Origin of the sequence: Xanthobacter lutulentifluminis, from assembly GCF_043194675.2 — a bacterium.
Classification (GTDB): Bacteria; Pseudomonadota; Alphaproteobacteria; order Rhizobiales; family Xanthobacteraceae; genus Xanthobacter.
In genome coordinates this window covers 1,924,924-1,950,297 of the sequence record NZ_CM195525.1, presented here as the reverse complement: position 1 = coordinate 1,950,297, position 25,374 = coordinate 1,924,924, and the positions used below count along the sequence as shown (strand labels likewise).

Below are 25,374 nucleotides of genomic sequence, written 5' to 3'. Positions count from 1 at the left end.
GGCAGGTCGAGGCCGGCACCGCCGGAAGTCCTGCGCGGCGGCGCGGTGGTGCGGTTTCGGGAGACGGGGGAGCGGCATCGACCGGCATGGGCCGGGCGCGCGGATGCGGCCCGGGCGGACGGCCGGCCGGTGCCGTGGCGTTCCGGAGGCACAGCCAGCAGCCGGTTCCGGCGCCGCCCGCGTCCTCAGTGGCTCGAATCGAGGTCTGCCGGGGCCGGCTGGGGGCGGCGGGGGGCGACGATGCTGCCGGCGGCGGGGCGGGCTGTCGGGGGCAGGTCGGCGCGGGAGCGCCCGTCCGGCCCGCGGGTGGCGATGGCGCCGGCGCTGCCCTCGCGCGCCGGCAGGGCCAGCACGGCCGAGGCGCGCCCGTTCTGCAGCAGCACGTCGCGCATCCCCACCGAGCGCAGCACCCAGCCCTCATGCGCCTCGCCGGGCCGCAGCCGCACCACCGAGCCGCTCGCGGGATCGAGGAAGATGCCGTAGCGGTCAGCGGTGCCCACCACCGTGCCCACCAGCGAGAAGCGCGGCTGCGCCGGCGCCGCCACGGCCACGGGCGCGGGCGGCGGGGGCGGCGCCTCGGGCGCTGCGGACGGACGCCGCGACGGGGAGAACAGCGGACGATCCCGGGTGGCGGAGAGGGTCTCGATCGCGATCGCCCAAAGCGGGTTCGCGGGCCGGCGCGTGTCGCTGCGCGCCGGCTCCGGGGCGGCGCCGTCGCCCGGTCCGGTCGCACGGATCTCAACGGCCGGTGGCGGCGGATCGGCCTCGCCGGCACGGGCGGCCGGCGCAGCCCAGGGCGCCGCCAGCTGGAGCGCCAGGGCCAGCGCAACGCACCGGGTGGTGCCCCGGCGGAGGTATGGATGCCTCATCGTGCCCCCTGCCATTGGCCGTACACCGTCAGCGTCGCCTGCACCCGATCGCCGCCGGCGGGGGCGACGCCGCTTCCCGGCGCCTGCACCACCAATTGGTCCACGAACAGGAAGGGCAGGCCCGCCTCCAGATCGTACAGCAGCTTCTGCAGGTCCGTCTGGGCCATGTCGAGGCTCACCCCCACGGCGATGAAGCCGGGGCCGTAGGGCGTGTTCTGCACCTCCAGCCGCGAGGAGGTGATCTGCCCGCCGAACCGCGCCACCGCGGCGGAGACGCGCTGCATCAGCGCGGCGCCGGCCACCGTCACGCTCGGCCCTTCGAGAAGCGGCGATCCGGTCCAGCCGGCGCCGGCGGCCTCCCCCGGGCGTGGCGGCGCCCGGCCTTCCAGCCGGTCCAGCAGCGCCTGCGCCTCCGCCACGGCAGCTCCGCGCGCCATGAGATCGCCTACCGTCCCGGCCGCGATCGCCAGCAGGAGCACGACGAGCCCCGCATAGGCGAGCCCCGCCAGCATCGGCCCGCGCGGGGGGAAGGATACAGCCGGTCTCATGGCCTCGCTCCGCGCATGACCGCTCCGGGCGTGACCGCTCCGGACATCGCCCGGGACGCTCGGCAGCTGCCGGAGGGCGCGGGAACCGCCCGGCGCCGATGGCGCACCGGACCCGACAGCGGGGCCGCGTTCCGCCCGGTGCCCCGGTTCTGCCAGCCCCGGGCAGAGGCCGCCGCCGCGCCGCTGCAGGGCCCGGCGGCCGCACACCGTTGCGCGCCGGCCGTGCCCCTTCCGGCGCCGCCTCGGGGAACCGCGTCATCCCGCGCGCGACCGCGCCGGCATAATGCGGGCCCCTTCCCGGCATCAGGACTGCGATGGGGCGCCCGAGGTGGAGCCGCTCCCGCCGTCGCCCGCAGTCTCTGCTCCCCACGCTCGCCACCACGCGCCGGCGGGCGCGTCGCTTGTCCCGATGCGTGCCCCGGCACCGGGCAGCCGCAAACGGGGCGGAAGCCGGCCCCCGGTGCGACGCTGGAGGCGGGGGAGGGGCTGAGGTGCCCCGGCGCCCGGCGGATTCGGCGACCGGGACGAGCCGGCCGGATATCGAGGGCGTGTCGGCGGCCAAGCCGGCGCCGCGCCAGTGTCCGCGGCGCCGACGTGCCGTCCTGCCGTCGGCAAGGGGCTGGGGCTCCGCGCCCGAGCACCCGCGCCGGACCCGACCGGACAGGCCGCGGCGAAGCGCGCCGGGAGAGGAAGGGCGCCATCACGGCAGGACCTCCATGGGCAGCGCGATGCGAGCCTCGATGTGGAATCGCTCGCCGCTTTCCCCCGGCTGGCGGGTGGTCGGCGCGACGAAGGTCGCCTCGCTGAAGGCCCGCGAGCGTTCCAGCAGGCCGATGAGGGCAGGCGCATCCGCCGAGACGCCGGTGATCTGCACCCGGTCGGCGTCCATCTGCATCTCGCTCAGGAAGGTATCGTCCGGCAGGACGCGGGAAAGCGCCTCCAGCACCAGAACCCCGGAGGGCACCTCGCGCTTGCGCTGCTCCAGCGCCCGCACGGCGGCGCCCTCCCGCCCCTGGCCCTCGCGACCGGCGGCGAGCACCCGGCGGCGGGCGGCGATCTGCGCCTCGATCTCCTCCCGCCCGGCGTCGAGCCGGGCGCCGGCGATCTCCCCCGCGAACAGGGCGAGAGTGGCAAGCACCGCAGCGCCGGCGAGCCCGCCGAGCAGCCCCTGCCGGATGCGGGCCGTGCCGGCGGGCGCCGCTGCCGCGTCGTCGAGCACGCGGATACGCCCGGCGCCTTCCTCCGGCCCCGGCGGCAGGGTCGAGACGCGCACCGAACGCGCGCCCAGCGCGCGCAGCGCCGCGACCGGCCCGGCAAGTCGGGCGCGGGCGGTGGCGGCAACCAGAAGGGCGATGCGCTCCTCCGCCGCCGGCTCCGGCGCGGCCCAGCCGAAGGCGGCATCCTGCGCGCTCCACGGCGTGAGGCGGTCGATCTGCGCCCGCACGATGCCGTCGAGAAAGGCGGTGGCGCCGCGTGGCAGCTCCAGCGTGCGGAACACGAAGCGGCCGGGATCGAGCACCAGCTCCACCGTGCGCCCGGCGATGGCGGACGCCACGTCCGGCGGCGGGCCCCCCGCATCGAGCCGGAACGGCGGCATCCCCGCCATGGCGAGGCGGCCGTCGGCGCCTTCGCGGATCTCCAGCATCGGCGCGCGGGACAGGCGGCCCATGGTCTCGGCAACGAGGGTCGCCACCGTGTCCATGAACACCGAGAAGGCGTCGAGCGCGCGGGTCGGCAGGGAGGCCCCGGCGCCGTGCTGTGCCGCGCTCATGGCCGGCCTCCCCGCGTCGGGGCCTCGGATGGCGGGGGCAAGGCGAAGTCCGCTCCCTCGCGCCAGGACAGCACCCGGTAGGGCGCGTCGCCGAAATCCCGCAGCAGGATCACCGCCTCTGCCGCCTGGCTGCGGCCGCTGTCGAAGCGGATGCGCACGGCGATCCTCTGGGCATCGCCCGCCGGCACGGCGAGCCGCGGCGGCGGCGCCCCGCCCTCGACGGTGGGGGCGGCGGCGCGCGCGGCGGCCTGAACCACGGGGTCGGCCTCGTCCACGTTCACCTCGGCGCGGCCGGAGAAGACGGTGAGATGTGGCAGCGCGCGCGCCACCAGCGCCGGCGGCAGGCCGGTGACGCGCCAGATCTCCTCCACATGCACGAAGGCGCCGCCGCGCGGGGTGTAGCCGAGCCCGCTTTGCCGGTAGAGATCGGCCTCCCGCGCCTCCGCCGGCCCGCTCGCCGGGGACCGGAAGGCGAGGATGCGCTCGGCCTGCTCGCGCGCCGCCTGCTCGCTGGCGCCCAGCGCGCCGAACAGGCCCGCCAGCAGCTCGCCCGGGGCGGCGTTGAGGTCGATGCGCGCCGCCTCGTCGCGGAACGTGGCGGTCACCTCGGCGCGGCCCATGCGGAAGGCGAGCGCGCCGTGGGTCGGACGCCGCTCGCGCGGCTCGGAGACGAGGCGCAGGGCGGCGAGCTCCACGGCCGCCGTCGCAAGTCCGCGCGCGGCCAGCGTTTCCTCCCGCACCGCCGCCCCCGCCGCCGTGGACGAGAGCCAGCCGGAGAACACCCCCGCGAATGCCGCCAGCGCCCCGAGGATCCACAACACCGCCACCAGCACGAAGCCCGCTTCCGCCCCGCGTCGCGCCTGGATGCGTGCAGGGCGTCGCGCCGGCCCGTGCCCCGGCCCCCGGCCCGGGCCAGGGGCCGCGCGTCCCGCAAGGTGCGGGGCGTTGGCGTGCGATGGGTCGGCGAGCGCTGGCGGGGCCGTCATGGCGCGCTGTGTCGGCGCGCTGTCGGGGATGAAAGCCGCGCACGCCAGCGCGCTCGGCGCGGCGACGCGTGCGGAGGCTCGGCCGGAGCGGTCGGCCAAGGCGCCGGCGCGTCGGGGCTTTGATGTCGCATGACGGGCCGTTGAGGCGCGATGCGTCGGCTCTTCGCCTGGGCGGGCTGGGGTGTGACGGACGGCCGGCGGTGAGACCGGGCGGCCGGGGCGGCGCGCCGGCGCGCCGAACGGGCAGGCGGGAGGGCAGCTTGCGGGTGGTCGGGTCACCGGAGGGGCAGGGAGCATTGGCTGGGCCATCGAACCGTACTGTCCCGGCGCGCCTTCCGGGTGGTCCGCGGCGTGAAGGGCGAGCGGTCGTGCGAACGGCGCGACGGGGCGGGGGGAGGCGGAGCCGGGGTGGAGGTGCCGGGCGTCGGCGCGCCAGATGGCGGGGAGCGCAGGCGCGGTGGCGGTGTGCATTGTCCGGAGGTGGCGCGTTGCGCGAGCCCGGGGAGCGGATGGTGCGGCCGCCGGGGCACGCGATGGGGTGCCGGCAGGACAGGGGCGCCAAGCCGGGACGCCGGCAGGCGGCTTCGGCTCGCTGAACGGGCGGGCTGGGCAGCACATTGCGAACGGCGCGACGGGGCGCAGGGGGGTGGAGCCGGGGCGGCGGTGCCGGGCGTCGGCGCGCCAGATGGCGGGGAGCGCTGGCGCAGTGGCTGTGTGCATTGTCCGGAGGTGGTGCGTTGCCCGAGCCCGGAGGCCGGATGGTGCGGCCGCCGGGGCACGCGATGGCGTGCCGGATAGTGCTGCCGCCGGGGCTCGCCGGGGCCTGCCGCCGGGATGCGGGCAGCGGGGCGGATCGCGGTCGGAGGCGTGTCGTGCGTCCTGGGACCGGGTGACGCCGGCCGGGTGCCGGTGGCGCGGGTTTGTCGGGGCAGCGGGGATGGCGGGGCGCGGTGCGCAATCCGGCGTGCCGACGCGGCAGCGTGCGGCCGGGCGGGCGGCGGCCATGGCCGGGCGGCGAAGCAACGAGCGCGGGAAGGTCCGGCGCGGGAACATCCGGACAGGGCTGGTCAGGGCCGGTTCCCTCATTGCGGGGCCTCCGGCGCGGCGGGTTCGGCGGCGGCGCTGGCGGCGCCGGTGGCGGGGCGGCCGCACAGCGGGCGGGTTTCATCGCCGACGCAGGGGGCGGGCAGCTCGGCGCGGATGGCGACGGCGGTCGAAGCCCCGAGCGTCCGCCCGGTCCGGGCATCGCGGACGACGATGCGCACCGCGCGGGGCAAGGCCTCGGCGTTGGTCCAGCTGTCGCGCCACACGCCGTCGCGGCCGGCGAACGAGAAGGTGGCGCCATAGGCGGCGTCCAGCACAGGCACGGGCGCGCCGAACGTCGGCAGCCCGTCGCGGGCGTCGCGCGGGACGAAAGGCGCCGCGGCGCGTGCGAGGCCGGTGCCGGCGAGGGGGGCAAGGCGCACCACCTCCAGACCCGGCCGGGCGGTGGGGCCGAGCGCGGTGCGCACGAAAATGATGGCCTCCGCCGTGCCGGTGAAGAGGGGGCGGCGCGTCTCGCGGCCAGCGGGCACGAACTCGGCGGCGGCGATGTCGGCGGTCGCGCGGTCCAGCGCCAGCCCCAGCAGGTCGGCATTCTGCACGCGTGACAGCCCGCGCTGCCAGCCCGGCAGCCAGCGGGCCGTCACCATGGCGATGGCCGAGAGGACGAGCCCGGTGAGCGTCAGCGCCACCAGCACCTCCACCAGGCTGAAGCCGGCGATGGCTCGCCGCCGCCTGCCCGCGCGGCCGGGCCCGTGCGGCCGGCGGGAGAGCCCCGGGGATGGGCGCCGGGCGAGGGTGGGGCGCACGAGGCGGGGGAGCGCCGGCGCCGGGACGAGGCATGAGCGCCCCACGCATGGAGGCGTCAGGCCGCTCTCGGCCACCGCGCACCACCCGTCGGCGAGGCTGCGGGGTGGGGGCAATGACATGATGGAGCCCACTTCCGAGGAGCTTGAGCGGCTCTCCCCAAATGGGCCTTCCGCCGGCGACGTGCCTTCGGCCGCCAATGGTCGCTTGCGGTCCATGGCCGAACCGATGGGGAAGCGCACGAGGCGGGGGAGCGCCGGTGCCGCGACGAGGCATGAACGCTCCACGAATGGAGGCGTCAGGACGTTCTCGGCCACCGCGCGCCGCCCATCGGCGAGGCTGCGGGGTGGGGCCACGGACATGGTGGAGCCCACTTCCGAGGAGCTTGAGCGGCTCTCCCCAAATGGGCCTTCCGCCGGCGAGGTGCCTTCGGCCGCCAATGGTCGCTTGCGGTCCATGACCGAACCGATGGGGAAGCGGACGAGGCGGGGGAGCGCCGGCGCCGGGACGAGGCATGAACCCTCCACACATGGAGGCGTCAGGACGTTCTCGGCTACCGCGCACCACCCGTCGGCGAGGCTGCGGGGTGGGGCCACGGACATGGTGGCGCGCGCACCTGAGGAGTTTGGGCCTCGCGCCGCGAGCGCGCCCGCGGCCGGCGATCCGCCTTCGACCGCCAATGGGCGCATGCGTTCGGCGGCCGAACCGAGGGCGGACAGGGAGAGGCGGAGGAGTGTCGGCACCTCGACGAGGTTCGATGTGCCGGCGAATGGCAGCGTCCGTCCGTCGGGAGATGCCACGCACCGCCCGTCGGCGAGACCGGGCGCCGGGGCCGGTGACATGGCGGTGCGCGCATCTGAGGAGCTTGAGCGGCTTTCCCCGAGCGCTCTCTCCGCCAATGGGCGCTTGCTTCCGGCGGCCGAACCGAGGGTGGACAGGGCGAGGCGGGGGAGGCTCACCACGCCCCTCGCATCGAACACGCCGCGGCCGGTACGCCTCCGGGCGAGGCTCCATGCCGCGCGCCACCGGAGCCAGCGCGGCCAAAGCCCGCACGACCCAGCCGGCAGGCGGGCCATGCCGGCGCGGCGGGCGAGCGCCGGTGTCTCCGCCGGCACGATGTGCGGCGGCATCGGGCGGGCCGGGAGGTGGCCGGGGGAGGCCGTCCGCGCCGGGGTCATTGCGCCACCACCGGCACGAGGCGCACGGTCTCCAGCAGCACCAGCGCTCCGGAGGGCGCGCGCACGCGGATCAGCACGTCGCGTGCGGCCCACTTTCCGCCCTCGGGCACGCCCGCCACCTCCATCGGGCGCACATCCATGCGCCAGCGCAGCTCGCCGATGGCGCCGTCGGTGCGGCCGGGGCGCAGCTCGGCGCGGGGCGGGATGCCGGTCTCCACCGCGGCCGCGGTCTGCAGGAGGCCGGTGCGCTCCTCCAGCGCCCGGGCCGCGCGCACGTTGGCCCCCGTCAGCCTTGCGACGGCGGCAAGGATGATGGCGGCGACGGCGAGCGCCACCAGCACCTCGATCAGGGTGAAGCCGGCGCGCCCGCGCCGTCGGAGCGCATGGCGCGGAGCGACCGGCCGGAAGGCAGGCTCAGGAGGCGCGGCGCGGGACAATCTCCACCCCTCCCGTCAGCCAGTTCACCCGCACCTCGTAGCCGGTGCCGCCGCGCGTCAGCCGAACCACCCCGCCGCACGACATGCCGGAGGGCAGGAAGGCGATGCGTCCCCCGGCGGGTGCGCCGTTGCAGAGCTGCGGCAGGACCGTCTCCATCCGCACGTCGGACGGCATCCGCAGCGCCCGCCCGCCGGCGCCGGAACGGATGCGGCCGGACGGGGCGTCGAGCTCGGTCGCCACCGGCACGGCCCGGCGCAGGGCGGCGGCGCGATCGGCCTTCAGCAGCGCGGCGAGCTCCACCGCGCGGGCCTCCAGTTGCGAGCGGGATGTGGCGAGCGGCAGGCGCGGCAGCGCCAGCGCCGCCAGCGCCGCCACGATGGCGAGCGCGCACACCATCTCCAGCAGGCTGAAGCCCGCCGCCCGTGCGCGGAGCGTGCCGCGCTCGCGCCTCACCGCGCCCAGCTCGTGATGTCGGCGGCGGTGCCGGTGCCGCCTTCCTGCCCGTCCGACCCGCGCGAGACGATGTCGTAGGGCCCGTGCTCGCCGGGGGCGCGATAGATGTAGGCCTTGCCCCAGGGGTCGAGCGGCAGGGTGCCGCCCTTCAGGTAGGGGCCGTTCCAGGTGCCCGCGCCGGCGGTGCGCTGGACCAGCGCGTTCAGCCCCTCGGCGGTGGAGGGATAGCGCCCGGTGTCGAGGTAGAACAGGTCGAGGGCGCTGGAGAAGCCCTGGATCTGGATGCGCGCCGTCTTCACCTTCGAGTCGCCGAGATAGTTGAGCACGCGCGGGCCCACCAGCGCGACGATGAGGCCGATGATGGTGATGACCACCAGCAGCTCCACCAGCGTGTAGCCGGCTTGCGCGCGACGGCGGTTGCGGCGGCGGAGGGCGGCGGAGCGGGCGGGGCCCGCGGCGAGACCAGTGTTCACGCTGTTCACCCGATGCTTTGGCTGACCGACAAAAGCGCGGTCATGACGGAAACGATCAGCCCGCCGACGACGACGCTGATGGTGACGATGGCGAGCGGCCCGATGATCGCGACCACGCGGGCGAGGGCGCGCTGCAGCTTCTCCTCGTAGAAATCGGCGATGCGGCCGGAGAGCATGGCGAGCTGGCCGGTCTCCTCGCCGAGGCGCAGCATGCGCACCGCCATGGGCGGCAGCGCCTCGCCGGCGGCGAAGGCCTCGGAGAGGCGCCCGCCTTGGCGCACCTTGTCCGAGGCGACGGCCCACACCGAGGCATCGTCGCCGGAGGCCATCACCTCGACGATGATGCGCAGCGCCGCGCTGAGCGTGACGCCGTTGCCGAGCAGGATGGAGAGGTTGCGGCAGAACACCGCCGAGCGGCGGAACTGCAGCACCGTGCGCACCAGCGGCAGGCGGGCGAGGGTGGCGAGGAGGCCGGCGCGCGCCGCCGGCCGCCGCAGCACCGCATAGCCCAGCACCGGCACCAGCGCGGCGCCCGCAGCCACCATGCCGGCGTGGGCCTGAAGCAGGTCGGAGAGGTCGAGCAGCAGCTCCACGGCCGGGTCGAGCTTGGCCCCCATGTCGCGCAGCACGCCGGAGAATTGCGGCAGCACGAACAGCAGGAAGAACACCAGAACACCGCCCGCGCCGATCAGGATGAAGGCGGGATATTGCAGCGCCTCCAGCAGCTTGCGGCGCAGCTGCTCGGCCCGCATTCGCTCCTCGGCGAGCAGCTCGAGGATGCGGTCCACCGTGCCGGAGGCCTCGCCCACCCGCACCAGCGCCACATAGACCGGGGGAAACAGCTTCGGCTGCGCCGCCAGCGCCTCGGCGAGGCTGTGGCCGGAGAGGATGTCGGCGCGGATGCGCGCGACGGCGGGCCGCATCCGCCCGAGATCGGCGTCGCCGGCGAGCAGCTCCAGCGCCTCGTCGAGCCGCGCGCCGGCGCGCAGCAGCAAGGCGAGGTCGCGGGTGAAGAGGGTGACGTCCGCCGCGCGCGGCCCGCGCCCCGGCAGCAGGCCGAAGCGGCCCCCCGGGGCGGCCTCGCGCGCCCGCATGGTCTCCACCGGCACGAGGCCGAGGAACTCGATGCGCTGGCGCACCTCCGCCTCGCTCGGCGCGGCGATCTGCCCGCTCACCATCTGGCCGGCCTGGGTGAGGGCCTTGTAGGTGAAGGTGGCCATGGCGGTCAGCGCACCGTCGTCACGCGCAGCACCTCGGCCGGGGAGGTGATGCCAGCCCGGCACTTGGCGATGCCGTCGTCCAGCATGGTGGTCATGCCGCCGGCGATGGCGGCGCGGTCCACCGCCGCCGCGCCGGCGTGGCGGTCGATCATCTCGCGGATCTCGTCGGTGAGGGTGAGGATCTCGAACACCCCCACCCGCCCGCGATAGCCCACCCCGCCGCAGCGCTCGCAGCCGCCGGGCTCGTGCACCGTCTCGCCCGGCGCGAGGCCGAGGGCAGAAAAGCGCGGGTCGTCGGTAATGTCGCGGGCGGAGAGCGTGCGCGGGCGCCGGCAGCGCTCGCACAGCTGGCGCACGAGGCGCTGGGCCACCACCGCCCGCAGGGTGGACTTGAGCAGGAAGCCCTCCACCCCGAGGTCGAGCAGGCGCGGCACCGAGGCGGCGGCCGTGTCGGTGTGGAGGGTGGTGAGCACCAGATGGCCGGTGAGGGCGGCGTGGACGGCGATGTGCGCCGTCTCGGGATCGCGCACCTCGCCCACCATGATGACGTCCGGGTCGTGGCGCAGGAAGGCGCGCAGGGCGGTGGCGAAGGTGAGCCCGATGGCCGGCTTCACCTGCGACTGGTAGATGCCGCGGATCTCGTACTCCACCGGGTCCTCGATGGTGAGGATCTTGCGGGTGGGCTCGTTCAGCGCCGAGAGGATGGTGGCGAGGGTGGTGGTCTTGCCGCTGCCGGTGGGGCCGGTCACCACCACCATGCCGTGAGGCAGGGCCATCAGCCGCGTCAGCGTCTCCCGGTCGTGGGCGGCGAGGCCGAGGCGGTCCATGGACAGCAGGCCCCGGTCGCGCGGCAGCAGGCGGATCACCGCCGCCTCGCCGTGCTGCATGGGCATGATGGCGACGCGCACGTCGATCTCGCCGCGCCCGAGCTTGAGGCGGGCGGCGCCGTCCTGCGGCAGGCGGCGCTCGGCGATGTCGAGGCCGGCGAGGATCTTGATGCGCGAGATGATGGCCTGCGGCAGCACGTCCGCCGGCGGGGTGACCGGGCGCAGCAGGCCGTCCACCCGCATGCGCACCTCGATGCCGGAGCGGAACGGGCCCACATGGATGTCGCTGGCGCGCAGCTCCATGGCCTTCTCGATCAGGTCGTTCACCGCCCGCACCACGGGCGCTCCGCTGGCGAGGTCGCGCAGGCTGTCGATGTCGTCCTCGGCGCGGGCGGGCGTGCCGGCCGAGGGCTCGCCGGGCGGCGCCTCGTCGCGGCCGAGGCGGTCGGCGAGGGCGGTGGCGATGTCCTCGAACGAGGCGACGGCGAGGCCCACGGGCTCGCCCAGCGTGATCTCCGCAGCCCGCAGCACGGAAGCGTCGGTGGGGTCCGCCACCGCGAGGCGCGCCGCGCCGTCGCCGCCGCGATAGGGCAGGACCGTGACCTCGCGCAGGAAGCGGGGGGAGAAGTGCCGCGCCAGGGAAGGCGCCGCCATCAGCTCCGGCAGAGCGATGCGCGGCAGGCGGAAGAAGGTGGCCACCGCGTCGGCGAAATCGCCGGCGGGGAGCTCGCTCTGCTCCCACAGGCGGCGCAGGGAGGGCGATGTCCCGGCCAAGGGGGTGGCGTCCGCCGGGAGCGCGTGGCCGCCGCGCGCCAGAAAGCTGATGAAGTCGCCGGCGGCGTCGGCCGTCATGCCCCGTGTCCCTGCATTCCCCGAAAGCACGGTCGGCTTCACACCCGATCCGCCCGCGCGGCCGCCGCCGAGCCCGGCCCCATCGAGCCCGGCCCCATCGAGCCCGGCCCTGTCGAGCCCGGCTCAACGCCACGGGACGCGCCGCGACACGCTGCTCGTGGTCGTGAAAATACGCACCGCGCCCGCATGGCGGGCCGGGAGGGCCGCATCATCGGCTTCGGCGATGAAAGTTTCACGGCAGCTTCATGACAGTCCTGCTACACCCTGCGGGAAGCTATTGATTGCAAAAGTGATGCGCCGGAAGCACAGGTGACCCTAATATTTCTGTCATATGCGCTCGATACTAGAGATTTACCGTCGTCATATCGGGGCGTCCACCTCGAACGGCTGTAGGTTGCAGAGGCATCGGGTGGATTGTGCGCATTGATCGGCCAAACCGGTTCGGCCCCCGACCGGGCAATCGTGCTTTGATGCGCGTCCTGCTGCCGGGCGCGCTGGCGCTCGTTCTGGCCATTCTGGCGTCGGCCTGCTCGTTCGTGCCGGACGACACGCGCCCGCCCACCGTGCTCGACCAGGTGCGCTCGCTCGATCTCCTGCCGCGCCAGAACAAGCCCGGCGGCGGCCCGCAGGACCTGCCGGATGATCGCCGCGCGGTGGAATATTTCGGCTCCAGCTCCGCCAGCGCGGTCTCGGATCGCACCGAGGTGGGCGTGGCCGGCCGCGTCTCCACCAGCGGCGGGGCGGACGGCTACGACCTGAATTTCGAGAACACGCCGGTCACCACCGTCGCCAAGGTGGTGCTGGGGGACATTCTGGGCATCGGCTATGTGATCGATCCGCGCCTGCAGGGCACGATCAGCCTCGCCTCCGCCCGTCCGGTGCCGAAGACCGAGCTGCTCTACGTGCTGGAATCGGCGCTCAAGGCCAACAACATCGCGATGATGCGCGATCCGGCCGGCTATCGGCTGGTGCCCCTCTCGGAAGCCGCCGGCGGCGGCACCGATGTGGGCACCTCGCGGCCCGAGCCCGGGTACGGCCTCTCGGTGGTGCCGCTGCGCTACGTCTCGGCCGAGGCGCTGATGCCGCTGCTCGACAGCTTCGCCACCAAGCCCGGCGTGGTGCGCGCCGACCCCGGCCGCAACCTGCTGCTGATCCAGGGCACCGCCGCCGAGCGGCAGGCGGCCATCTCCACCGCGCTGTCCTTCGACGCCGACTGGATGCGCGGCCAGTCCGTGGGCATCTATCCGGTGCGCAACAGCGCGCCGGAGCCGCTGGTCTCCGAGCTGGAGAGCCTGATGGATTCGGGCGAGGGCGGGCTCAGCCACAAGCTGGTCAAGTTCCAGGCCATCAACCGGCTCAACTCCATCCTCGTGGTGGCGAAGAAGCCCGAGCTGCTGCAGACCGCCTCCACCTGGATCAGCCGGCTCGACCGCGCCGACACCACGGTGGGCGTCAGGGTCTACCGCCTGCGCTACGGCGAGGCGCGGCAGACGGCGAAGGTGCTGAACGAGCTGTTCGTGGGCGGCAGCGCATCCGGTCTCGACCAGGCGGCGAGCCAGATCGCGCCGGGGGCCGGCGCCTCGGTCTCGGCCGGCGGGGGTGAGGGGGCGCCGTCCGGCGGCGGCGGGCTCTCGGTGCAGCAGCGGCTCGGCATCCAGCCGCAGAGCCAGAAGGACGGCTCCGGGCCGAAGCCGGCGGCAGGGGAAGAGGGCGCGGCCACAGCGGGCGGCGGCGGGGGTGGCGGTTCGGGCGCGCTCCCCGGCGTGCGCATCACCGCCGATGCCGTGAACAACTCCCTGCTCATCTTCGCCAGCCAGGAGAACTACCGCATCATCGAGCGCACCCTGCTCCAGCTCGACCAGCCGCAGATGCAGGTGGCCATCGAGGCCACGGTGGCCGAGGTGACGCTGAACGACGCGCTCGCCTATGGCGTGCAGTTCTATCTCACCTCCAAGGACCTCGGCCTCGGCCGCAACAACGGCTCGGCGCTGAACACGCTCTCGGGCGAGATCACCAACCAGGCCATCAACCGCGTGCTGCCCGGCTTCAACCTGCTGGTGGGCCGGGAGAACCAGCCCCGCGCCATCCTCGATGCCCTGCACACGGTGACCGACGTGAAGGTCCTGTCCAACCCCTCCGTCGTCGTTGTGGACAACCAGCGCGCCACCCTCCAGGTGGGCGACGAGGTGCCGGTCTCCACCGGCAGCGCCACTGTGCTCACCTCCTCCAACACGGTCGTGAACACCATCGAATACAAGAACACCGGCATCATCCTGCACGTGGTGCCGCGGGTGAACGTGAACGGGCAGGTGCGGCTCGACATCGAGCAGGAGATCAGCAACGTCGCCCCCTCCGAGACCACGGGCGGCGCGGCGGGGGCCTCCGGCGGCGCCACCACCACGCTCACGCCCACCGTCTCCCAGCGCAAGGTGAAGAGCACCATCGCCGTCACCAGCGGCCAGACGGTGCTGCTCGCCGGCCTCATCAGCGAGCGCCACAGCGGCGTGCGGCAGGGCGTGCCGGTGCTGGACCAGATCCCGGGCCTCGGCGATGCCTTCGCCCACACCAACGGCTCGGTGAAGCGCACCGAGCTCATCATCTTCATCCGTCCGCAGATCATCCGTGACAACGTGGACGCCCACGCGGTGGCCGAGGAGCTGCGCGCCAAGCTGCGCGGCACCGTCGGCACGCTGCCCGGCGGCCCGCAGGCGCCGGTGCTGAACCGATGAACGCGGCACGCGAGCGACGCCCTGCCGCGCCCCGAGCGGTGGACGGGCGCGCCGGGTGGTCCCCCTTGGAACAGCCGTGCCCCGGCGGCCGCGGGATCGCCGGTCCCGATGCCGCACTGCCGGTGCTGGCCCGGGACGCGGCGCCGGGGTGCGCAGGCTCCGCCGTCTCGTGTGCGCCGGAGGCGCCGGGCGCCGGAGTGCGTGGGGTGGAGGGATCCGCTGCCGCGTTGCCGGCATCCGAAGGGGGCTCCGGCCGCAATGGCCGGGTGGCCCGCGTGCCGTGGGAAACCATTCCGGCGGCGGCCGATGAGCCGGACGATCCTGCCGCCGTCCCGCTCCGGTCGCGTCCGCAGCCCGGCTCCCTGCTGTCGCGGCCGGGCCTGCCGCGCGGCGTCTCCGCTTCCGGCACGGCCGTGGCCCGGGCATGGGGCGTCGCAGGCACTGTCGAAGGTGCGGCGCTCGGCGCCCTCTGCCTCGCGGCCATGGGGGCGAGCCTTGCGGCAGCGCCGGGACTGGACGGAATGCTGGCGGCGGCGCTCGTCCCCGTCCTTGCCGCCATCGCCGTCATCGATGCGCGGCGCTTCCTGATCCCCGACGGGCTGAATGCTGCCGGGCTCGTGCTCGGGCTCGCCCATGCGGCGCTGGCGCCCGCCGCCCTCGACCTCGCCGCGCTCACCCTGCCGGGCGCTCTCGCCGGCATGGGCGGAGCGGCGGTGCGGGGCATGGCGCTCGCCGCCGTGTTCCTCGCCCTGCGCGCCGGCTTCGCGGCGGTGCGCGGGCGCGAGGGGCTGGGGCTCGGCGACGTCAAGCTCGCCGCCGTCGCCGGGGTGTGGCTGGAGGTGGAGACGATCCCGATCGCGGTGGAGATCGCCGCCGTCTCGGCGCTGGTCGCCCATGGCCTCGCGCTGCTGCTGCCGGGGCGGGCGCGGCGCCGGCTCCCGGCGTGGGGCGGGCGCCGCCCGTCGGCGCGCCTGCCGTTCGGCCTCTTCCTCGCGCCGGCCATCTGGATCGGCTGGCTGCTCGACCGCTGGCTCTCGGGAGGGCTGGGATGAAGGGGACGCGCATGACCTGTCCGGGCGGCATGAAGGCGCCGCGCGCCGGCCGGAGGGCGATGGCGGCGGCCGGCCTTGCCCTCGCGCTCGCTTTCGGGCCGCTCCCCGGCCATGCCGGGCAGCGCGACGCCACCGGCGCCTATGCTCTCTATGCGCGGGGCGACTATCAGGCCGCCGCCGCGCTGCTGGAGCCCCTCGCCTTCGCCGGCGATGCCAAGGCGCAGGGGCTGCTGGGCTTCCTCTATGAATACGGGCGCGGCGTGCCGCAGAGCTATGTGGCCGCCGCCAACTGGTACGCCAGCGCCGCCGACCAGGGCGAGGCGACGGCGCAATACCTGCTCGGCCTCGCCTACGACAAGGGCCACGGTGTGCCGAAGGACGTCATCTATTCGCAGAAATGGCTGATCCTCGCCGCCGCCCGCGCCGCCCGCCACGAGCGCGACGTCTACACCCGCGTGCGCGATGCGGTGGCGTCCAAGATGAGCCCGGCGCAGCTGGCGGTGGCGCAGCGGCTGGCGCTGGAATGGGTGCCGGCGCCGCCCCTGCCGGTGCGCTGAGGCTCAGAAGGAGAGGCCGCCGAACCAGGCGCCGAAATAGCCGGCGTAGAGCTCCGGCGCCTCGATGTTCATGCAATGGCCGACCCCCGGCACCGCCACGAAGCGGCAGTCCGGCATCACCGCCGCCATCTCCGTGAGGGTCGGCTCCTTGATGATGGTGTCCAGCATGCCCCAGACCACGAGGTGGGGATGGCGGATGTGCTCCATCTGCGCCTTCAGCGCGCCGCTCTGCGCCTCCTTCGTCAGCGTGTCCGGAGTGCCGAACCAGATGCCGTCGGAGACGGAGCACACCTGCTCGACGATGCGGTCGAACAGGCCGGCGCCGGCCCCCACGTCCGGGCGGAAGCGGGGCGGGCCGGAGGCGAGGCTTTCCGGCTCGAACAGCGTGGGGGCGGTAAGCGCCATGACGTAGCGGGTGAAGTCCCGGCTCGCCTTCATCTTGCCGAACAGGGCGATGTTCTCCGCCGTGAAGGCGAGGCCCTGCGGCCCCACCGGCGAGAGCGAGAACACCCGGCCGAACCGTTCCGGCTGCTTCAGCAGCATGCGGGTGGAGATGATGCCGCCGGTGGAATGGGTGGCGAGATGGCAGAACGAGACGCCGAGGGCGTCCAGCGCCGCCAGCATGTCGTCGGCGTGCTGGGCGATGGAATAATTGGAGAAGTCCGGCAGGGGGGCCGGCTTCTCGCTGTCGCCGCAGCCGCGCCAGTCCACGGCGATGGTGCGCACCCCGCGCGGGAAGTGCGGGGCGGCGCGCTCGATCCAGTCCTTGGAGGCGAGGTTGCCGTGGATGAAGAGGACGACGGTGTCGCCCTCTCCCCATTCGCGCCAGGCGAGGTTGACCTCGCCCACCTTCAGCAAGGGCATGGCCGCTCCTATTTGTTGAGCCCGGTGGGCGCGGCGGCGGTCGTGGCCTCGGCGGCGCCGGCGGCGGCCGGAGCGCCGTGGATCAGACGGTCCACCGTGGCCGGCGATCCCGTGGGCACGCGGCCGGTCTCCACGAAGTCCACCACATCCTCGGCGAACGCCACCGGCTCGTCGGTGTGGATGAAGTGGGCGGTGCCGGGATAGACCTTCAGCTGCACGTCGCGTCCGGCCGCGTTCATGCGGCGCATGAAGGGCAGGATGAGCTCCCGCGAGAGGTCGTTCAGTCCGTTGAAGGCATAGCCGGGGATGAACGGCTCCTTGTCGCCGAAGGCGAGGAAGATCGGGATCTTGATGTCCGTGAGCCGCTTGTAGAGGCTGTTCGGGTCCTTCTCCTGCAGCTCCGCCACCATGGCGTAGATGTCGAAGATGAACACGTCCACCCACTGCTGCAGCTCGCGCGGGTCACCCTTGATCATGCCGATGCGCTGGTCGGTGTGCAGGCGCGCATACTCGCTGTCGCGCAGGAAGTAGCCGTTACGCTGCGGCGAGGTCTTGCCGGTCACCGGATCGCGGGCGCGGAAGTGGAAGAAATCGTCGATCTGCTGGGCGGTCAGGTTCTTTTCCCGCTCGCGCAGTCCGGTCTGGTCCCAGGTCTTCTTCCAGGCGTCGAAATCGTGGGCATAGGCGGGGTCGAACAGGTCGAGCTTCTTGCCGGGGGCAACCGTGACCTCGCGCGGATATTCCTCGAGCCCGGCGGGCGCCTCCAGGATCAGCTTCGACACGGCATCGGGCCAGGTGAGGGCATAGCCCAGCACGATCTGGCCGCCCATGGAATGGCCGAGATAGGCCGCCTTCGGCACCTTGAGCTGGTTCACCACCACCTCGTGCACCACGTCGCGCATCTCCTGCATGGTGCGGGCGGGGCTCTTGTCGAGGTTGCCGGGGCCCGACATGCCGTAGTGCGGCAGGTCCACCGCGATCACCCGCAATCCGCGCTCCAGCGCGATGCGCATGATGTTGCCGTAGTGGCCACCGAACGCGCCCTTGCCGTGGATGATGACCAGCACGTCCGGGTCCTTCGCCGTGCCGGCGTATTCATCCATGTAGCCGATGTCCCACTCCACCCCGCGTGAGTCCTTGGCCTTGGTCTTCTTCACCGGGAACGGATAGGTGACGAAGCTGTTCCAGAACGACTTGTCCGGCGTGATGCTGGCCGCGACCGAAGGCGTGCGGTAGGTCTTGGCCACCAGCTCCTGGCTGCGGGTGCGGCGGGAGACGTCCGAGAGGAAGGCCGCCACGGTCGGGTCGAACTCGCGGTTCTTCAGGATGGAGAACACGCCATAGTGCGCCACCGGGCTCTTCTCGTGCACGAAGTCGGCGCCAGGCACCTTCTCCACCGTGCGCTTGGCGCGGTCGAAGGTGAGCCACTGGTCGTTCTCGATGTGCATCACCAGCGTGCGCGCCTTGATGCGGCCGAGCTGGTCGTTGATGTTGTAGGTCTCGCCGGCGCGGTTGCGCCACAAGAGGTCCACCGCGTCGAACAGCAGCGCGCGCTTGTTGACCGCGGCGCCGGCCTGCGGGGTGGGCGGGTTCCAGTAGAAGATGTCCGGCTGCACCTTGGCCCAGTCCTGCTGCGAGCGGAACTGGAAGTCGAAGCCGGTCATCAGCAGCACCGACCAGCCGAAGGCGACGCCCTGGTTGGGGTGCTTGTCCTTGGGCAGGTTGTAGTAGTTGCCGCCGGTGGCGCGCCACTGCGGATCGCTCTCGATGGCGGCGGACATGAGCTGGAAGGTCCAGTTGCCCACCGGGTCGCCGCCGTCCGACTGGCTGGTGCCCCCCACCGGCATCAGGCCGTTCATGAAATCCGGGTGCATCACGCCCCAGACATAGGTCTGGGTGGCGCCCATGGAGGCGCCGGTGATGAGCGCGGCGCGCGACACCTTCAGATGGTCGCGCAGCAGGCGATAGTTGGCCTGCACCATGTCCTGGTAGCTGTATTGCGGGAACTTCTGCCCCAGCCCGTCCGAGGGCTTGGAGGTGCCCCACAGGCCGAGCGCATCCACCAGCACCACGTAATATTGGTTGGTGTCGATGGCCTTGCCCGGGCCGATCACCGAGCCGCCGGACAGGGCCGTGCCCTCCACCCATTGGGCGTACATGTCGGTGGCGTCGCCGGAATAGAAGGAATTCACGATCACCGCATTAGTGATCTCCCCGGCGGCGTTGCGCACCGGGGTGCCGAGCTCGATGTAGGCGGTCTTCAGCGGGGCGGCGCCGAGGGATTCCAGCGTGGTGCCGCCCTCGCCGCCGAAGGCCCACTTGTCGGGGGCGGCGAGGTCATACGTGCCACCGATACGGAAGTTCTTGATGTCGTAGAACTTCTTGAGGTTGCAGAGCCGCTCCTGGGAGCATGAGGCGGTGATCGGCGCGGAGGCGGCGGTCTTGGCGGGCGCGGTCTGGGCCCCCGCCGCAAGCGGCAGGGCGAGGAGCGCGAGCCCGGTGGCGAGCGCGAGGGCGTGTCTCATGTTTCCTCCTGGGCGCCGATCTTCGGCCGGAGCGCCGGTGGCGGAAGAACATCACGGACCGGGCGCGATGGGAAGCTGGAACCCGGCCTTGGGCCGGGTTTGCCACTGCGTAAAATTCACGGCCGGGTTGAACGACCGGCGCCGGCCGGCTGATGAGCCGGCTTCGCAGGGCGGCATAATGGCGCGTCCTGCCAGCATGTTGCGCTGCGGTATCATGCGGCGGCGGCATTCCGGCCCCCGCAGCCCGTTCCGGCGTCATGCGCCGGTCACCAGCGGCGGGGAAAAAGCCGGCAGTGCATTCCTGCGACCCGGCGACCCGTTCATGAGCCAGATCATCGGCCTGTTTCCCACCCCCGTGATGCGCGTCGAGGGGGTGCTCTCCCCCGAGGCGGCGGCGCCGCTGGCGCAGGAGGCCGAGGCCGCGACCTCCCTCGCCAACGCCTATTCCGACCGCCTCGCCCACACCCCCGTCGGCGGCGCCGGGCAGGACCCGCTCCACGCTCGCATCGCCCCGCTCGTCGCCCCCCACGTGGCGGCGTTCGGGGAGGTGCTGTTCGGCGAGGCGCTGGCGTGGCAGGTCAAGGAGATCTGGATCAACGTGCTCGATCCCGGCGGGCACCAGGCCATCCACACCCATGCCAACAGCTTCATCTCCGGCGTGCTCTACCTGACCGCCGCGCACCCCTCCGCCAACATCGTGTTCCACAAGGCGCTGGGCGGAAACGGCTTCATCTTCGGCAACAGCAATCCGAACGCCCGCATCAACGCCTTCAACGGCGGCAAGTGGGCCATGCCGCAGACGCAGGCGGGCGATCTGGTGCTGTTTCCCAGCTACCTGCTGCACGAGGTGCCGGTGAACCGGGGCGAGCGGCGTGTTTCCATCGCCTTCAACGCCGTGCCCGACCGGCTCGACAATTTCGGCTACGCCATCCGCTTCGCGTGAGGGAAAACATGACGATGTACCAGATGCTTCCGGCCATCGCCCTTGTCGCCGGCCTGCTCACGACAGTCCCTGCCGCCGCGCAGTGCGCGTTCGACCAGTCCGTGCCCAACGCCAATGCCGTGCTGACCGAGGCGGAACCCTCGGTGAGCATCGATTTCACCGACGAGTTCGATCTGCGCGACGTGCGCGTGGTCAGCCTCGCCGACAGCTCGGTCTGGACCACGGACTGGGCCCCGGCCGGCGAGGTGCGCAGCACCCGGTTCCGCATCACCCGCCCGCTGCCGCCCGGCCGCTATCTCATTGAATGGAATGGCTATCTGCGCCGGCATTTCCATGCGGACGGCGGCTCCATCCCGTTCACCGTTGCGGCGGAGGGGGCGCCGCCGATGCCGGCGGAAGCGCCGCAAGAAGGCGCCGCGCCTCGGGTCGGGCCGGGTTCGCCCTATCGAGCGCTTCTAGGAGCCGGCGCGCCCCAGCCGGGTCGCTGACCGCCATCTGCCGCGCCATGGCGATCACCGGCAGGTAGGCCGGCTCGAAATCCGGGCTGGTGCGCACCAGCTCCACCAGCCTCGGCGCCAGGTCCGCAGCCACATTGCGCGGCCCCTGCATCCGCAGCGCGCGGGCGCCGAGCGCGAGATAGCCGTCGCGCGCGGCCCAGTAGGCGGCAAGGCGCTGGCCGGCCCGGACATCGGCGTCGGCATCGCCGGAGGCGGCGAGCAGGTCGGAGGGGCGGGGCGCGAGCGCCGCGAGCAGCGCCATAAGCCGCTCTGCGGGCGCCTGCGTGCCCGCATAGGCGAGGCGGGGGGCGAGCGCGGTGACGATCGGCCGGTCCTCGGTGTTGATCGGCCCGGCCCCGGCGAAGGCGGCGAGCGCGTCGGTGCCGCCGAGGAAGAGACCCGGCAGCGCCATGTCCCCGGCCAGATCGAGCGTGGCGAGACGCGCGGCGGCCGGGCTCGTCGCGACGCGGCGGCGCGCCCAGTCGGCCGGGTAGCGCGCGGGCGCGGCCCGGCCCACCAGCGCGATGAGTGGCGTCTCCACGCTGAACTGCGCGAGATAGGCGCTGGCATCCGGGAAGGTGGCGAGGAACGTGCGCACGATCACCTTCAGGGTGTCCATGTCCAGCTGGTGCAGCGGCAGCCACTGGCAGAACAGCCCGTCCGGCGCCAGCCGGTCGCGGATCGCCTCGAAATGCTCCAGCGCGTAGAGCGCGCCCGAGCCGTCCACGGACGGGTGGTAGAGGTCGGCGACGATCACGTCGTAGCGCCGGTCCGCCGCGCGCACGAAGCGCCGGGCGTCGGCCGCATGCACCGTGATGTCGGCGTTGCGCCCGAGCTGCGGCGCCGAGCGGGCGAACAGGGGGAAGGTCTCCACCACTTCCGGCACCAGCTCCACGCCTTCCGCCGCGAGGCCGGGATGATCGCCTGCCGCTGACAGGGTCGCTCCGGTGCCGAGGCCGAGGAACAGCGCGCTGTGGGGCCCAGGATGCAGCAGCAGCGGAATGTGCGCCTGCCGGTGGTCCGATCGCTCGGACGCGGTGCCGCCCATGCGGAAATGGTTGTTCACCTGCAGGTACTGGTCGCCGGCGGCGTTGCGCACCACGCTCACCGCCGCCATCACGCCGTCGCGGTGCCACACCATCTCGCCGCCGGGCGGGATGCGGACGAAGCGCAGCGAGACCGGGGCCAGCACCAGCCCCAGCGCGGCGGCGCCGACGATGGCGGCTCCGGCAAGCGCGCGGCGGCGCAGGTCCGGCAGCACCAGCAGGTAGCCGAGGCCGACGACGATGAAGGCCAGCTTCGCCCCCACCAGCGGCAGCAGCACCGGGCCGAACAGGATGGGTGCCAGCGCCGCGCCCAGCGTGTTGGCGGCCAGTGCGGGCCCGACCCCGCCGGCGCGGTCGCTCGCCTCCTGCGCCAGCTCGGTGAACAGCGCGCCCATGGCGATGGTGGGTGGCAGGAAGGCGGCGGCGGCGACGCCGAGCTCTGCGGCAAGCCGGCCTTCGAGCGTCGCCGGCAGCAGATTGCGCAAGCCTGCGAGGAGAGCGTCGGAAAGCCCCAGCAGCGTCGCGCCGGCAAGGCAGGCGAGCGCGGTGGCGATTGCCAGCGGCGTCGCCAGCCGGGCGCCCGGCACGCGCGCCGCGATGCGATTGCGCAGCATGGCACCCGCGGCGGTGCCGGCGAGATAGGCCGCCAGCAGCAAGGCGAAGGTGTAGATGGTGTTCTCGAGGATCTGCCCCAGCACCCGCACGGTCAGCACCTCGTAGCCGATGCCGAGCAGGCCGGTGAGGAACAGCACGGCCAGCAGGCGCGCGCCGGCGCGGCCGGTGGTCGAACGCGCGGCGACGACGGCCCGGCCGGGGGCCGGCCTTGCGGCCAGCATCAGCGCCGCGCAGGCGAAGTTGAGCGCGGCGCAGGCGGCGAGCGTCAGCGACAGGCCGAGCGCCGGCACCAGCAGGAAGGCGGTGGCAAGCGTGCCGGCGACAGCGCCCGCCGTGTTGGCGGCATAGACCCGCCCCACGGCCGCGCGGTCCGCCATGGCCGGCGCCAGAACCGCTTCCAGCGCCGGCAGGGTCGCGCCCATGGCCAGCGTCGCCGGCAGCAGCAGGATGAACGGCAGCGCGAATGCCACCATCCATTGCCGGCCGGCATCCGCATCCACCGGGACGAGGGCCGGCACCAGCTGGGCCGCAAGCGGCGCCAGCGGAATGAGGGCGAGCGCCCACAGGCCGATCACACCCTCCAGCGCCGCATACCAGACGGCTGGCCGGGCGCTGGCGGCGATGCGCCGGCCGAAGAGAAGGCTGCCGAGGGCGAGGCCGGCGAACAGGGCGCAGATGACCCCGAGCACGGCGACGATCTCGTGGCCCAGCGCCACCGCCAGCATGCGGGTCCAGACGATCTCGTAGCCGAGGCCGGCGAAACCGGAGAGGGCGGCGATGGCGGTGATGGCGCCGACGGCACCGCGCAGGGGCGTGACGGCCGGGGCCGCGCTGGCGTGGGACATGGTGGAACCCTGGAGGAGCCCTGGGACAGGCCCGGGCGGCCCGCCCGGCGGCGAACCCCTGAAACGGAAAGAGCCGGAGGCCGCACGGGCCCCCGGCGTGGTTGGTGCGAAGACGGGGATGGCCCGATAGGCCGCCCCGTTTCGAGCGCGGGCGGGGACGGGGCCGTTCAGGCCGGCCGCCCCGCCGCGGGCCTCACTTCTTCAGCGACACCGCGAGGGCGCCGTTGGTCTCCACCAGCAGCTTCGGCTGGTCGGAGACGCGGATGAAGATGGGGTTGGTGTAGAACCACAGGTCCGACCACGCAGCCACGTCGTAGCTGGAGATCTTGGCGCCGTCGCGCACCACCATGTGGGCGGGGCAGGCGGCGTCGGTGCACGGCACGTAGGGGCCCTGCGACACGTTCTCGGGATCCCAGTCGTTGAGCGGGTTGCCCTGGGCGTCGGTCTCGGCCGGGACGGACGGCGGCAGGTTGCTGCCGCGGGCCCGGACGTACATGTTGTGCTGCACGTTCGGGATGGTCACCACCATGGTCCGCTTCTGGCCGCTGGCGCTCCAGTTGGACGGGCTGAAGGTGGCGACGACGCCGGCCGAGGGGTTGGTGCCGCTGGTGTAGTTGGCACCGGTGGGCGCCACCACGCCGGAGACGTCACCCTTGATGAACTGCACCTGACGCAGGGTCGGGCGGTTCAGGGGCTCCTTGACGCCGATCTGCGCCAGGGAGGGGTTGTTGAAGCTGTAGGGCGAGTGGTTCGGCGCGGCGGACTGGTTCACCTCGAGGGTGAGCACCACCGAGCGGCCACGCGGCACCACCAGCGTCTGGCCCATCTTGGCCGTGCCGGCGGCGGCATAGCCGACCACCTGGGCCTTGTAGCTCAGCTCGCCGGTGATGAGGTCGCCCTGCACCGAGTAGGCGTTGCCGGAGCGCACGCCGTCCACCACCACCTGCGGGCGCAGCACGGTGCCGGCGGTCGCGCGCGGCAGGTACAGCTTCTGGTATTCGCCCGGGTAGAAGTCGTTGGTGGTGCTCGCCTCGTAGATGCTGAAGGCGCCGCGGTTGTGCCAGTCGGACGAGGCGTAGAAGAACCAGTTGCGGCCCTCGCCGAGCAGCGCGTCCCATACGCCGCCGATCTTGGCGGCGTAGATGCCGGTGCCGCCGAAGGTGGTCACGCCCACCGAATCACAGCCCGCGCCGCAGAAGCCGGCCCGGTATTCGCCGCGATTGTTGGAGGCCTGGTGGCCGGGCTGGCTCTCGAAGCCGACGGCGACGGTCGGGCCCGCGTTGTTGAAATCGCGGAAGTGCTCGATGTTGAAGCCGTTGTTGCCGTTCGGGTTGAACACGCCGGCGCGCTCCACGTGCGCGGGCACGTAATAGCTGTCGAGCGGATAGTTCTTCTGCAGCCACTGGACGCTGGGAACCGCCTTGTTCTTGTGGTTCGCGGTGCCGGAGCCGGACCCGGAGGCGTTGGCGACCTTGCCTTCCCAGGTGTGGGTGGGCGCGCCCTTGCTGAAGTCGGTGTCCGAGCGGTCGAACCGGTACTCGAACTCGGCCACCGCGCTGGCGTCACCGGTGTTGCCGGTGAAGTTCTGCGGCTTCTGGTTGCCGATGACGGTCATCGAGGTGTGCTCGTGGCCGGGCACGTTGGTCTCGATGCCGGCGTAGAGCATCGGCTTGTTGAGATCCTTCGCGAGGCGCGTGATCTCGGGATAGATGATGTCCTCGGCGCTCTGCCAGCGCCACATGGCGCGGTGGCCCTGCGAGGTGGCGGTGTCGCCCTTGATGACGAGGCCCTGCACCTGGTCGAAGAAGCGGCCCGAGCCGGTGGTGGAGCCGTCGCCCTCCGGATCGTCCACGCGGCAGTCGCGCGGGCTGGAGCCGCCGTGGTCGGCCGCGCCGAGCCACTCGAGGCCGTAGCTCTGCACGGCCTTCTTCACCATGGTCTCGACGGAGGAGCGTCCGTCGGAGCACGGCGTGTGGTTGTGGAAGTCGCCCGCCATGTAGCTGTCGGCGAACGCCGGCGTCACGTCCACGGTCGTCATCGCGCCCGCCACCGCCAGGACCGACGCCCCGGCGATCAGCTGATGCGTCAGCATTCCGCTCTTCATATCCCAACCCCTCAAGCTGATAAACGGATGTCCACAATCCGCTGGCGCTCTACTATCGGTGTTCTGTGACCACCTCCTGAAGCTTTGATGACGGCGGGGAAAGCTAGCCGAATAACAGTATTGGGTGTCCCGGC

18 protein-coding genes and 1 pseudogene are annotated in these 25,374 nt (G+C 73.2%); 5 read left to right on the top strand and 14 right to left on the bottom strand.

From position 1 onward, the window contains the following. Window positions 1-185: 185 nt before the first annotated feature. The 10 genes from V5F49_RS08810 to V5F49_RS08765 all read right to left on the bottom strand — a co-directional run bounded on the left by V5F49_RS08810 (window position 186) and on the right by V5F49_RS08765 (window position 11,463). Entirely contained in the window at window positions 186-869 is a 684-nt protein-coding gene (locus V5F49_RS08810; RefSeq protein WP_394118210.1) for a hypothetical protein, read from the bottom strand. Further along, window positions 866-1,417 carry a type II secretion system protein GspM gene (gene gspM, locus V5F49_RS08805; RefSeq protein WP_394118209.1) on the bottom strand — a complete coding sequence of 184 codons (552 nt, stop codon included), beginning with the start codon at window positions 1,415-1,417 and terminating at the stop codon, window positions 866-868. The genes V5F49_RS08810 and gspM overlap by 4 nt, the downstream gene beginning before the upstream one ends. A gap of 700 nt (window positions 1,418-2,117) precedes the next feature. Beyond that, complete coding sequence (locus tag V5F49_RS08800; RefSeq protein WP_394118208.1) at window positions 2,118-3,188, bottom strand: PilN domain-containing protein; 1,071 nt, start codon at window positions 3,186-3,188, stop codon at window positions 2,118-2,120. Beyond that, on the bottom strand, window positions 3,185-4,021 hold the full coding sequence (locus V5F49_RS08795; RefSeq protein WP_394118207.1) for a type II secretion system minor pseudopilin: 837 nt from the start codon (window positions 4,019-4,021) through the stop codon (window positions 3,185-3,187). Before V5F49_RS08795 ends, V5F49_RS08800 begins: the two co-directional genes overlap by 4 nt. A gap of 1,235 nt (window positions 4,022-5,256) precedes the next feature. Further along, the gene (locus V5F49_RS08790) at window positions 5,257-6,384 is read right to left on the bottom strand and encodes a PulJ/GspJ family protein (protein ID WP_394118206.1); all 1,128 of its coding nucleotides are present in this window, start codon (window positions 6,382-6,384) and stop codon (window positions 5,257-5,259) included. Window positions 6,385-7,196: 812 nt separating this feature from the next. Then, entirely contained in the window at window positions 7,197-7,637 is a 441-nt protein-coding gene (locus V5F49_RS08785; protein WP_394118205.1) for a prepilin-type N-terminal cleavage/methylation domain-containing protein, read from the bottom strand. Next, window positions 7,615-8,034, bottom strand: a complete 420-nt coding sequence (locus V5F49_RS08780) for a type II secretion system protein GspH (RefSeq protein ID WP_509210782.1) — start codon at window positions 8,032-8,034, stop codon at window positions 7,615-7,617. The genes V5F49_RS08785 and V5F49_RS08780 overlap by 23 nt, the downstream gene beginning before the upstream one ends. Before the next feature lie 53 nt (window positions 8,035-8,087). Continuing rightward, window positions 8,088-8,564: a type II secretion system major pseudopilin GspG gene (gene gspG, locus V5F49_RS08775; protein ID WP_394118203.1), complete on the bottom strand. Its 477-nt coding sequence runs from the start codon at window positions 8,562-8,564 to the stop codon at window positions 8,088-8,090. 5 nt (window positions 8,565-8,569) lie between these two features. Next, the gene (locus V5F49_RS08770; protein WP_394118202.1) at window positions 8,570-9,784 is read right to left on the bottom strand and encodes a type II secretion system F family protein; all 1,215 of its coding nucleotides are present in this window, start codon (window positions 9,782-9,784) and stop codon (window positions 8,570-8,572) included. A gap of 5 nt (window positions 9,785-9,789) precedes the next feature. Further along, complete coding sequence (locus tag V5F49_RS08765) at window positions 9,790-11,463, bottom strand: GspE/PulE family protein (protein ID WP_394118201.1); 1,674 nt, start codon at window positions 11,461-11,463, stop codon at window positions 9,790-9,792. Between the two features lie 470 nt (window positions 11,464-11,933). On the opposite strand from V5F49_RS08765, the gene gspD reads away from it, so the two are divergent. The 3 genes from gspD (at window position 11,934) to V5F49_RS08750 (ending at window position 15,801) form a co-directional block, all read left to right on the top strand. After that, a complete protein-coding gene (gene gspD, locus V5F49_RS08760) occupies window positions 11,934-14,192 on the top strand; it encodes a type II secretion system secretin GspD (RefSeq protein ID WP_394118200.1) in 2,259 nt (752 codons plus the stop codon). 275 nt (window positions 14,193-14,467) lie between these two features. Then, window positions 14,468-15,244 (top strand): prepilin peptidase, encoded by a 777-nt coding sequence (locus tag V5F49_RS08755; RefSeq protein ID WP_394118199.1) that lies wholly within the window; start codon window positions 14,468-14,470, stop codon window positions 15,242-15,244. Next, the gene (locus tag V5F49_RS08750) at window positions 15,241-15,801 is read left to right on the top strand and encodes a tetratricopeptide repeat protein (protein WP_394118198.1); all 561 of its coding nucleotides are present in this window, start codon (window positions 15,241-15,243) and stop codon (window positions 15,799-15,801) included. The genes V5F49_RS08755 and V5F49_RS08750 overlap by 4 nt, the downstream gene beginning before the upstream one ends. A gap of 3 nt (window positions 15,802-15,804) precedes the next feature. On the opposite strand, the gene V5F49_RS08745 is transcribed toward V5F49_RS08750, so the two are convergent. Both V5F49_RS08745 and V5F49_RS08740 read right to left on the bottom strand, forming a co-directional pair. Then, the gene (locus V5F49_RS08745; RefSeq protein WP_394118197.1) at window positions 15,805-16,665 is read right to left on the bottom strand and encodes an alpha/beta fold hydrolase; all 861 of its coding nucleotides are present in this window, start codon (window positions 16,663-16,665) and stop codon (window positions 15,805-15,807) included. An 8-nt stretch (window positions 16,666-16,673) separates the two neighbouring features. Further along, window positions 16,674-19,190, bottom strand: coding sequence for an alpha/beta hydrolase (locus tag V5F49_RS08740; protein WP_394118196.1), 2,517 nt, complete (start codon window positions 19,188-19,190; stop codon window positions 16,674-16,676). Window positions 19,191-19,512: 322 nt separating this feature from the next. Between V5F49_RS08740 and V5F49_RS08735 the strand changes: the two genes are divergently transcribed. After that, complete coding sequence (locus V5F49_RS08735) at window positions 19,513-20,133, top strand: TIGR02466 family protein (protein ID WP_394118195.1); 621 nt, start codon at window positions 19,513-19,515, stop codon at window positions 20,131-20,133. A gap of 8 nt (window positions 20,134-20,141) precedes the next feature. After that, window positions 20,142-20,438, top strand: a pseudogene (locus tag V5F49_RS08730) (copper resistance protein CopC); the annotation flags it as partial. A gap of 52 nt (window positions 20,439-20,490) precedes the next feature. Here V5F49_RS08730 and V5F49_RS08725 read toward each other — a convergent pair. Together V5F49_RS08725 and V5F49_RS08720 are read right to left on the bottom strand one after the other, a co-directional pair. After that, window positions 20,491-23,136 (bottom strand): fused MFS/spermidine synthase, encoded by a 2,646-nt coding sequence (locus V5F49_RS08725; RefSeq protein WP_394118194.1) that lies wholly within the window; start codon window positions 23,134-23,136, stop codon window positions 20,491-20,493. 193 nt (window positions 23,137-23,329) lie between these two features. Continuing rightward, window positions 23,330-25,228 carry a hypothetical protein gene (locus V5F49_RS08720; RefSeq protein WP_394118193.1) on the bottom strand — a complete coding sequence of 633 codons (1,899 nt, stop codon included), beginning with the start codon at window positions 25,226-25,228 and terminating at the stop codon, window positions 23,330-23,332. Window positions 25,229-25,374: the final 146 nt, after the last annotated feature.

Coding starts and splice junctions, on each gene's coding strand:
- V5F49_RS08780 (WP_509210782.1), bottom strand. CDS start 8,034: ATGGTGTGCGCGCTCGCCATCGTGGCGGCGCTGGCGGCGCTGGCGCTG.
- V5F49_RS08800 (WP_394118208.1), bottom strand. CDS start 3,188: ATGAGCGCGGCACAGCACGGCGCCGGGGCCTCCCTGCCGACCCGCGCG.
- gspD (WP_394118200.1), top strand. CDS start 11,934: ATGCGCGTCCTGCTGCCGGGCGCGCTGGCGCTCGTTCTGGCCATTCTG.
- V5F49_RS08725 (WP_394118194.1), bottom strand. CDS start 23,136: ATGTCCCACGCCAGCGCGGCCCCGGCCGTCACGCCCCTGCGCGGTGCC.
- V5F49_RS08720 (WP_394118193.1), bottom strand. CDS start 25,228: ATGCTGACGCATCAGCTGATCGCCGGGGCGTCGGTCCTGGCGGTGGCG.
- V5F49_RS08810 (WP_394118210.1), bottom strand. CDS start 869: ATGAGGCATCCATACCTCCGCCGGGGCACCACCCGGTGCGTTGCGCTG.
- V5F49_RS08750 (WP_394118198.1), top strand. CDS start 15,241: ATGAAGGGGACGCGCATGACCTGTCCGGGCGGCATGAAGGCGCCGCGC.
- gspM (WP_394118209.1), bottom strand. CDS start 1,417: ATGAGACCGGCTGTATCCTTCCCCCCGCGCGGGCCGATGCTGGCGGGG.
- V5F49_RS08735 (WP_394118195.1), top strand. CDS start 19,513: ATGAGCCAGATCATCGGCCTGTTTCCCACCCCCGTGATGCGCGTCGAG.
- V5F49_RS08765 (WP_394118201.1), bottom strand. CDS start 11,463: ATGACGGCCGACGCCGCCGGCGACTTCATCAGCTTTCTGGCGCGCGGC.
- V5F49_RS08745 (WP_394118197.1), bottom strand. CDS start 16,665: ATGCCCTTGCTGAAGGTGGGCGAGGTCAACCTCGCCTGGCGCGAATGG.
- V5F49_RS08740 (WP_394118196.1), bottom strand. CDS start 19,190: ATGAGACACGCCCTCGCGCTCGCCACCGGGCTCGCGCTCCTCGCCCTG.
- V5F49_RS08770 (WP_394118202.1), bottom strand. CDS start 9,784: ATGGCCACCTTCACCTACAAGGCCCTCACCCAGGCCGGCCAGATGGTG.
- V5F49_RS08790 (WP_394118206.1), bottom strand. CDS start 6,384: ATGTCCGTGGCCCCACCCCGCAGCCTCGCCGATGGGCGGCGCGCGGTG.